The sequence below is a fragment of the Amycolatopsis sp. NPDC058986 genome (assembly GCF_042741125.1).
Classification (GTDB): domain Bacteria; phylum Actinomycetota; class Actinomycetes; order Mycobacteriales; family Pseudonocardiaceae; genus Amycolatopsis.
This window is the reverse complement of sequence record NZ_JBHYJW010000089.1, coordinates 22,404-29,197: the sequence shown is the minus strand read 5'-3', so window position 1 is coordinate 29,197 and position 6,794 is coordinate 22,404. Positions and strand designations below refer to the sequence as shown.

The window sequence follows — 6,794 nt, the reverse complement described above, 5'->3', positions numbered from 1 at the left end:
CAGTGGCGTGGCCTGGCTACCCGCTACGACAAGCTCGCCATCGTCTACCGATCCGCAGTGGTCCTACACGCCGTAATCACCTGGACCAAAGCATTGTCAGACACGCCCTAGCCGCTTACGGGTTCCGGCGGCCGGGGGTGCTCACTCGGCCGCCCGTGGCCGCATTCCACCGTCGCGCCGTGCTCGTCGGTGACCCGGTAGGCGAGGACGACCTTGGTGCAGTCGTCGCTTTCGTGGATCCGGACACTCACGAGATCGGGCCCGACCGTGACGTCGAACTGCGCGTCGATGCCCTCGGCCGTGGGCAGGACGAGGAGAGCCTTTCCCGGCGCTATCCAGTAATCCTCGCCGCCGGGTTCCAGAAACAGGCAGAGCGCCCTGTCGCCCGCATTGCGCACGGGAAGTCTGTTCACCCCCATCACGGTAGCTGGCCGTCCGGTGCTCGGCAGTGTGGCGGCGAACCGCCGTTCCTCAGGTGTGGATCTCCGGAGAAGGACTTGCCGTGACGAACGCCTCGATGTGGTCGAGAGCGTGCCTGGCCTCCGGGATCGGGAAGAGGGGCCAGACGTGCAGCATCTCGGGATATTCGTGCCAGGCCAAGGGAATCCCCGCGCGTTCGGCCTTCTCGCGCAGCCGGTGGGCGTCGGCGTTGAGGACGTCCCGGGTGCCGGTGAAGATCGCGATCGGCGGGAGTCCGTCCAGTGTCCCGAAGAGGGGGCTGACCACCGGATCGCGCACGTCGAGGTCGCCGGCGTACGCGCGCCCCAGCCCCGGCAGGCCGCGGGCGGGCAGGATCGGGTCCCGGCGGTCGAGGCGGGCGATTTCGGGATCGCCGAAAGTGGCGTCCACGCACGGGGACAGCAACACGAGCCGCGCGGGCTGGGGCAGACCGGCCGCCCGCGCCTGCATGGCGAGCGACAGCGCCAGGTTGCCGCCGGAGGAGTCGCCCATCACCGTCAACTCGCCTTCGCCGGTGCGGGCGGCGAGGTCGGCGTAGAAGGGCAGCAGCATGGCGAACGTCTCGCGGGCGGTGTGCTCGGGCGCCAGCGGGAACGACGGCACGGTGACCGCGCAGTCCAGACGCCGCGCCAGGGTGGCGATCAGGCCCCAGTGGGGATCGGTGATCGACATGGTCCAGCCGCCGCCGTGCAGGTAGAGCACTCGCCGCGTGCGAGACCCGCCCTCGCGCGGGGCCACGACGTGGACGCGGTGTCCGGAGAACTCCTCCTCGTGTACGGAAAAGCGTGCCCGGATCTTCGCCGAAGGTGCCGTGGGGCCTTTGCGGCGATCACCGGCGATCGAGCGGCGGGTCCGTTCAGGACCGTCGAACACGGTGTGCACGCGCAGTGCCGCGACCGCGGCGGCCAGCAGGCGTGCTCGGATACTGGGCATCGGCTCGGCTCCCGGGGTCGGCTGGGAAATGGCGGGTGAGCAGGGGGAGGAGGAGTTCGTCGACCAGGGCGGTCAGGAAGTCCTCGTCGAGCGGGCGGTCGAGCAGCAGGTGCCGCAGGATCTGCCCTTCGGCCACGCGGTGCGCCGGCCGTGAATCGGCGCCGGCGGGCACTTCGCCACGGTCGGCGGCCCTGGTGACAATCAGCCGGAACGGGGACGACTCCTCGTTGTCCACATGCGAGCGCAGGGCGTCGGCGAGATCGGGTTCCAGCCGCATCGCGTGGAGCAGGCCGGTCATCAGTACCGCGTGCTGGTCGTCGATGCGGGCGCAGGACGCGCGCAGTGCGGCGAGGAGATCGTCGCGCAGGGTGCCGGTGTCGGGCGGGTCGGCCACCTCGGCGTCGAGGTTGTCCAGCGCCGCCTTGACCAGTGCGGGTTTGCCGCTCCAGCGGCGGTAGATCGTCGTCTTGCTGGCGTGCGCCCGCGCGGCCACCGCGTCGATGGTCATCGCCGCGTAGCCGACCTCGCCGAGCAGTGCCAGCGTCGCGGCCAGGATCGCCTGCTCTCGTTCGATTCCCCGGACCACGGCGCCTCCTCGATGTGTACGATACCGTATCGTACACATCATGTCCCTGGCGAGTCCTCCATCGATGTGCGGCGGTGCGGGCAGGCGGTGTCGTGGAGATTCAGGCCGCTTCCGCGGCGAGGAGACACTTCCGGACGATCCGGACGACGTCGCCCGCCGGATCGGCGAGGGAGGCCAGGCCGCTGCGGCGGACCAGCAGGCTGCCGAGCACGAGATCCACGAGCGCGGCGCCGACCTCTTCGGCGGACTGCGGGCCGTCCGGGTCGAACCAGGTCCACGCCCATTGCGCCGAGCCGAACACCAGCAGGCTCTGCACGTTCAGGTTGGAACGGCGGAACTTCCCACTGTCCACACCGGACTCGATGACCCCGCGCACGAGGTCGAGGTATTCGGCGCGCAGCCGGACGCCTCCGGCCAGTGCCGGCTGGTCGGCGAGGCGCACGATCTCGCGCTGGAAGGCGACGGTCGCGTCCCGGTCGTGCACCTGGTAGAGCATGAACGCGTACAGCAGCCCGGCCAGCCGTTCGGCGGGAGAGCCGAGTCGCTCCACGAGAAGCTCGGCCTCGGCGAGGCGCCGCCGCATGTAGGACTCGTGCAGCGCGGCGAGCAGGCGGTCCTTGGTGCCGTAGTGGTGCACGATCGTGCCCTTCGAGATGCCCAGCTCCGCGGCGATCTCGCTGAAGTTCGTGCCGTCGTAACCGTAGCGGGCCACGTTGCGTGTGAACACCGCGAGGATTTCGTCCGACCTGCCAGGGCCCCGCATCTCTCCGCCACCTCCACCACGAACCGGCACGACACCATTGACCGTACGCGCGGTCAGTGTGATTCTGAAGCGGGGGACCGGGAAGGAAGGGTCCATCATGACGGCAGCGGCACCGCCGGAGGCTGAGTTCATCACCGACGCGCTCGCGCACTGGGCCGAGGTCAAGCCCGACGCCGAAGCGCTGGCCTACGGCGGGAACCGGTGGAGCTGGGCGCAGTGGTACGACCGCGTCAGGCGGGTGGCCGGAGCCCTGAAGCGCGCGGGAATCGGCCACGGCGACCGGGTCGCCTTCCTGGACAAGAACAATCCCGCCTGCCTGGAGGTGTCACTGGGCGCCGGGCTGCTCGGCGCGGTCAACGCCGTCGTCAACTGGCGGCTCGCGGGGGACGAGCTGGACTACGTGCTCAACGATTCCGGGGCCACCGTGCTGTTCGCCGGCGCGGAACTGCTGCCCGCGATCGAGCGGATCCGCGGCGAACTCACCGGCGTCACGAAGGTGATCGTGGTCGGTGGGGAGAACGACGCCTACGAGGCGTTCCTCGCGGCCGCCGAACCCGCCGGGAAGAGCCCCGGCGTCGGGCCGGACGACCTGTGGCTGGTGATGTACAGCTCGGGCACCACCGGACGGCCCAAGGGCGTGATGCTGACCCATCGCAACATCGTCGCCCACACCGTCAACGTCGGTCCCGTGCTGCCGTTCGCCGAGGGCGACCGCAACCTCGTGGCGATGCCGCTGTTCCACGTCGGTGGCACCTGCTACGCGTTGTTCGGGATCCATGCCGGGGTGCCGAGCACGATGACCCGCGAGCCGGACCCGGCCTCGCTGTTCGCCGCGTTCGCCGCCGGGGCGACGCACGCGTTCCTGGTGCCCGCCGTCATCTCCGGCGTGTTCGCCGCCGGGGAGGAGGCGGTCAAGGCGCTCGCCGGGCTGAAATACCTCGTCTACGGCGCGGCCCCGATGCCGCTTCCCTTGCTGCGCAAGGCATTGGCCGCTTGGCCCGCGACGGGCTTCGTGCAGGTCTACGGTCAGACCGAGCTGGCTGGGGTGATCAGCACGCTCACCCCGGAGGCCCATCGCGACGCCGCCCGCCCGGAGCGGCTGGAATCGGCGGGCACGCTGGTGCCCGGCGCCGAACTGCGGGTCGTCGACCCGGCCACCGGCGAGGACGTCGGAACCGGGCGGGCGGGGGAGTTCTGGTTCCGCTCGCCGCAGCGGATGCTCGGCTACCTCGGCAAACCGGACGACACGGCGCAAGCGATCGTGGCGGACGGGTGGCTGCGCACCGGCGACATCGGGCACGTCGACGACGGCGGGTTCCTCTATGTCTCCGACCGGGTCAAGGACATGATCATCACCGGTGGCGAGAACGTCTACTCGCCCGAGGTCGAACGTGTGGTCGTCGAGCATCCCGCCGTCGCGGAGGTCGCGGTGATCGGCGTCCCGGACGAGCACTGGGGCGAGTCGGTCAAGGCGGTGATCGTGCGCGAGGAGGGCGCGACGGCGACCGAGGAGGAGATCATCGCGTTCACCCGTGAACGCCTCGCCGCCTACAAATGCCCGCGTACCATCGATTTCGTGCCCGCGCTGCCCCGCAACCCCAGCGGCAAGATCCTCAAGCGCACGCTCCGTTCGCCGTACTGGGCCGGACGCGGCAAACAGGTCTAGGAGTCCAGATAGCGCAACACGGCGAGCACCCTGCGATTGTCCTCTTCGGACTGTGGCAGGCCGAGCTTGCCGAAGATGCTCGTCACGTACTTCTCCACCGAACCGGCCGAAAGGAACAACGCCGAAGCGATCGCGCCGTTCGAGCGGCCCTCGGCCATCAGGCCCAGCACCTCGCGTTCGCGCGGGGTGAGGTCGGCCAGCACGTCGGTCCTGCGGGTCGCGGCGAACAGCTGGCTCACCACTTCCGGGTCCAGCACCGTCTCGCCCTCGGACACCCGGCGGAGCGCGTCGAGGAAGTCCGACACCTCGGCGACGCGGTCCTTGAGCAGGTAGCCGACCCCGCCCGCCCGATCGGCCAGCAACTGCGCGGCGTACTTCGTCTCGACGTACTGGGAGAACAGCAGGATCGCGCAGCCCGGTTGCTCGGCACGCAGGGAAATCGCCGCGCGCAGGCCCTCGTCGGTGTGCGTCGGCGGCATCCGGATGTCCACAATGGACACATCGGGGTGGTGCTCGGTCACGGCGGCGCGCAGCGCGTCGGCGTCCTTCACCGCCGCGACGACATCGTGACCGCGGAACGTGAGCAGCTCCACGAGCCCCTGGCGGAGGATGGTCGAATCCTCCGCGATGACGATCCGCAGCACGTCGATGCCCCCGATGGTGAATGGTCCGGTCGGCCTCGACCCTAGCGGGCACCGGTCAGCGGGGCAGCGGGATCTCCGCGGTGACGGTGGTCGGCCCACCGGCCGGGCTGCCGACGGTCAGCTCGCCGTCGACCGTGCGCAGCCGGTCGGCGAGCCCGGCCAGCCCACCGCCCGCCACGATCCGGGCGCCGCCGGGACCGCCGTCCGACACCCGCAGCCGCAGCACGTCGTCGTGTTCGGAGATCGTCGCCAGCGCCGGGGTGCCGGCATGCTTCGCGGCGTTGGTGAGCAGTTCGGCGGCGCTGAAATAGACGATCGTCTCGATCGACGGTGGCGGGCGCCGCGGCAGGTCGACCTCGATCCGCGCGTCGATCCCGGAGCTGGCCACCAGCGTGGACAGCGCGATGTCGAGCCCGGCGTCCAGCGCGGCCGGGTGGATGCCGCGAGCGAGGTCGCGGAGTTCGGTCAGCGCCTGCTTCGCGTTGGCATGGGCCGCGGTGACCAGGTCCCGGACCTGCCCGACGTCGACGGCGTCGCCGGTCAGCTCGTCCTTGGCCAGGCCGAGCCGCATGGCCAGCGCGACGAGCTGTGCCTGCGCGCCGTCGTGCAGGTCCCGTTCGATCCGGCGCAGCCGCAGCGCGGCGTCCTCGACCGCGGTGGCCCGGCTCTCCTCCAGGTCACGCACCCGCTCGGACAGCGCGCGCTGGCCGAGCAACGCCACGACGAGCAGCCGGTCGAGCGCGACCAGCCCGTGCACCAGCCACGGCAGCGCGAGGAGCATGAGCAGACCGGAGACTCCCCACACCAGGGTGCCGGGCCAGGTCTCGCTGTAGATGTCGAACACCGGCATGCGCTTGCCGTCCATCAGCGGCCACAGCACCGGGTAGGTCACGGCGGCGAACCCGAACAGCGTCGTGGAAACCAGCACGAACGGGCCGATCACCGAGAGCGGCAGCCGCAGCACGAAATAGCCGATCGACCGCCAGCCGAACGGGTCACCGGCACGGGCCTTCAGCCAGTTCCACAGCCCGGGTTTCAGCTCCGCGCGCCGGGGCGCCGGAGCCCGGACGCCCAGCATGCGCCCGGCCAGCCGCCGATGCGCGCCGCCGAGCAGCCGGGCGTACTGCACGGCGCCGCTGACCACGAGCAGCCCGACCACCAGTGGCGACAGCGCGACGCCGAGCACGAACCCGGCGAGCACACTCACCAGCGATACCACCGACAGCAGCGCGGAGAAGAAGACCCAGGCGTACTCGGCGTAGAAATCCCGGCTCAGCCAGCGGCCGAAGAGCCACCGCGGGATGCCCTGGCGGGCGGTCGAGGGCGCGTACGAGCTGGTCACGGCCCCAAGTCTGCCGTCGCCACCCCGGCCGCGCCCACCCGGTTATCCCTACTCCCGGCTGCGGGAAACCGCAGGTCCCCGTCGTGGGCGACGTGGCTCATGCGCCCCACTGAGGTTTTCTCACTAACGGATTCCGGGGCCGTATGTGTGTTGCCGGTTGTGTTGTAGGACGCCTGGGGTGTGACAAGGGCGTCCCTGGGTGCGGTGGATGCACCCAGGGCGTCCCTCGGACTTGCCTCCTTACCGGCGCTCAGCGCCGCGAAGGACCCCTTCACCACACCACCAAGCCCCCGGGAAAGCACCCACCAGCAAAACCGCACCAACAGGATGAAAAAACCCCAATGTGGCGTTCGGTGCGTCCAACGCACCCAAGGCGATCAGCACATTGTTTACCTACTCGT

Annotated in this window: 7 protein-coding genes; 1 reads left to right on the top strand and 6 read right to left on the bottom strand. The window is 70.3% G+C overall.

Annotated elements, in window-relative coordinates; translation table 11 throughout:
* Positions 1-107 precede the first annotated feature (107 nt).
* The 4 genes from ACFW0G_RS42320 to ACFW0G_RS42305 all read right to left on the bottom strand — a co-directional run bounded on the left by ACFW0G_RS42320 (position 108) and on the right by ACFW0G_RS42305 (position 2,741).
* Positions 108-413 carry a hypothetical protein gene (locus tag ACFW0G_RS42320; protein WP_378331196.1) on the bottom strand — a complete coding sequence of 102 codons (306 nt, stop codon included), beginning with the start codon at positions 411-413 and terminating at the stop codon, positions 108-110.
* Between the two features lie 58 nt (positions 414-471).
* Positions 472-1,392 (bottom strand): alpha/beta hydrolase, encoded by a 921-nt coding sequence (locus ACFW0G_RS42315; protein ID WP_378331195.1) that lies wholly within the window; start codon positions 1,390-1,392, stop codon positions 472-474.
* Complete coding sequence (locus ACFW0G_RS42310) at positions 1,316-1,978, bottom strand: TetR/AcrR family transcriptional regulator (RefSeq protein WP_378331194.1); 663 nt, start codon at positions 1,976-1,978, stop codon at positions 1,316-1,318. The genes ACFW0G_RS42315 and ACFW0G_RS42310 overlap by 77 nt, the downstream gene beginning before the upstream one ends.
* Positions 1,979-2,078: 100 nt before the next feature.
* The gene (locus ACFW0G_RS42305; RefSeq protein WP_378331193.1) at positions 2,079-2,741 is read right to left on the bottom strand and encodes a TetR/AcrR family transcriptional regulator; all 663 of its coding nucleotides are present in this window, start codon (positions 2,739-2,741) and stop codon (positions 2,079-2,081) included.
* Positions 2,742-2,838: 97 nt separating this feature from the next.
* Between ACFW0G_RS42305 and ACFW0G_RS42300 the strand changes: the two genes are divergently transcribed.
* Positions 2,839-4,407: a long-chain-fatty-acid--CoA ligase gene (locus ACFW0G_RS42300; RefSeq protein ID WP_378331192.1), complete on the top strand. Its 1,569-nt coding sequence runs from the start codon at positions 2,839-2,841 to the stop codon at positions 4,405-4,407.
* On the opposite strand, the gene ACFW0G_RS42295 is transcribed toward ACFW0G_RS42300, so the two are convergent.
* Together ACFW0G_RS42295 and ACFW0G_RS42290 are read right to left on the bottom strand one after the other, a co-directional pair.
* The gene (locus ACFW0G_RS42295; RefSeq protein WP_378331200.1) at positions 4,404-5,048 is read right to left on the bottom strand and encodes a response regulator transcription factor; all 645 of its coding nucleotides are present in this window, start codon (positions 5,046-5,048) and stop codon (positions 4,404-4,406) included. The genes ACFW0G_RS42300 and ACFW0G_RS42295 overlap by 4 nt on opposite strands.
* A 58-nt stretch (positions 5,049-5,106) precedes the next feature.
* Positions 5,107-6,393 carry a sensor histidine kinase gene (locus tag ACFW0G_RS42290; RefSeq protein ID WP_378331191.1) on the bottom strand — a complete coding sequence of 429 codons (1,287 nt, stop codon included), beginning with the start codon at positions 6,391-6,393 and terminating at the stop codon, positions 5,107-5,109.
* Positions 6,394-6,794: the final 401 nt, after the last annotated feature.

Bases quoted from the DNA above. Each gene is read 5' to 3' on its own strand.
- ACFW0G_RS42305 (WP_378331193.1), bottom strand. From the start codon at position 2,741: ATGCGGGGCCCTGGCAGGTCGGACGAAATCCTCGCGGTGTTCACACGC.
- ACFW0G_RS42315 (WP_378331195.1), bottom strand. From the start codon at position 1,392: ATGCCCAGTATCCGAGCACGCCTGCTGGCCGCCGCGGTCGCGGCACTG.
- ACFW0G_RS42300 (WP_378331192.1), top strand. From the start codon at position 2,839: ATGACGGCAGCGGCACCGCCGGAGGCTGAGTTCATCACCGACGCGCTC.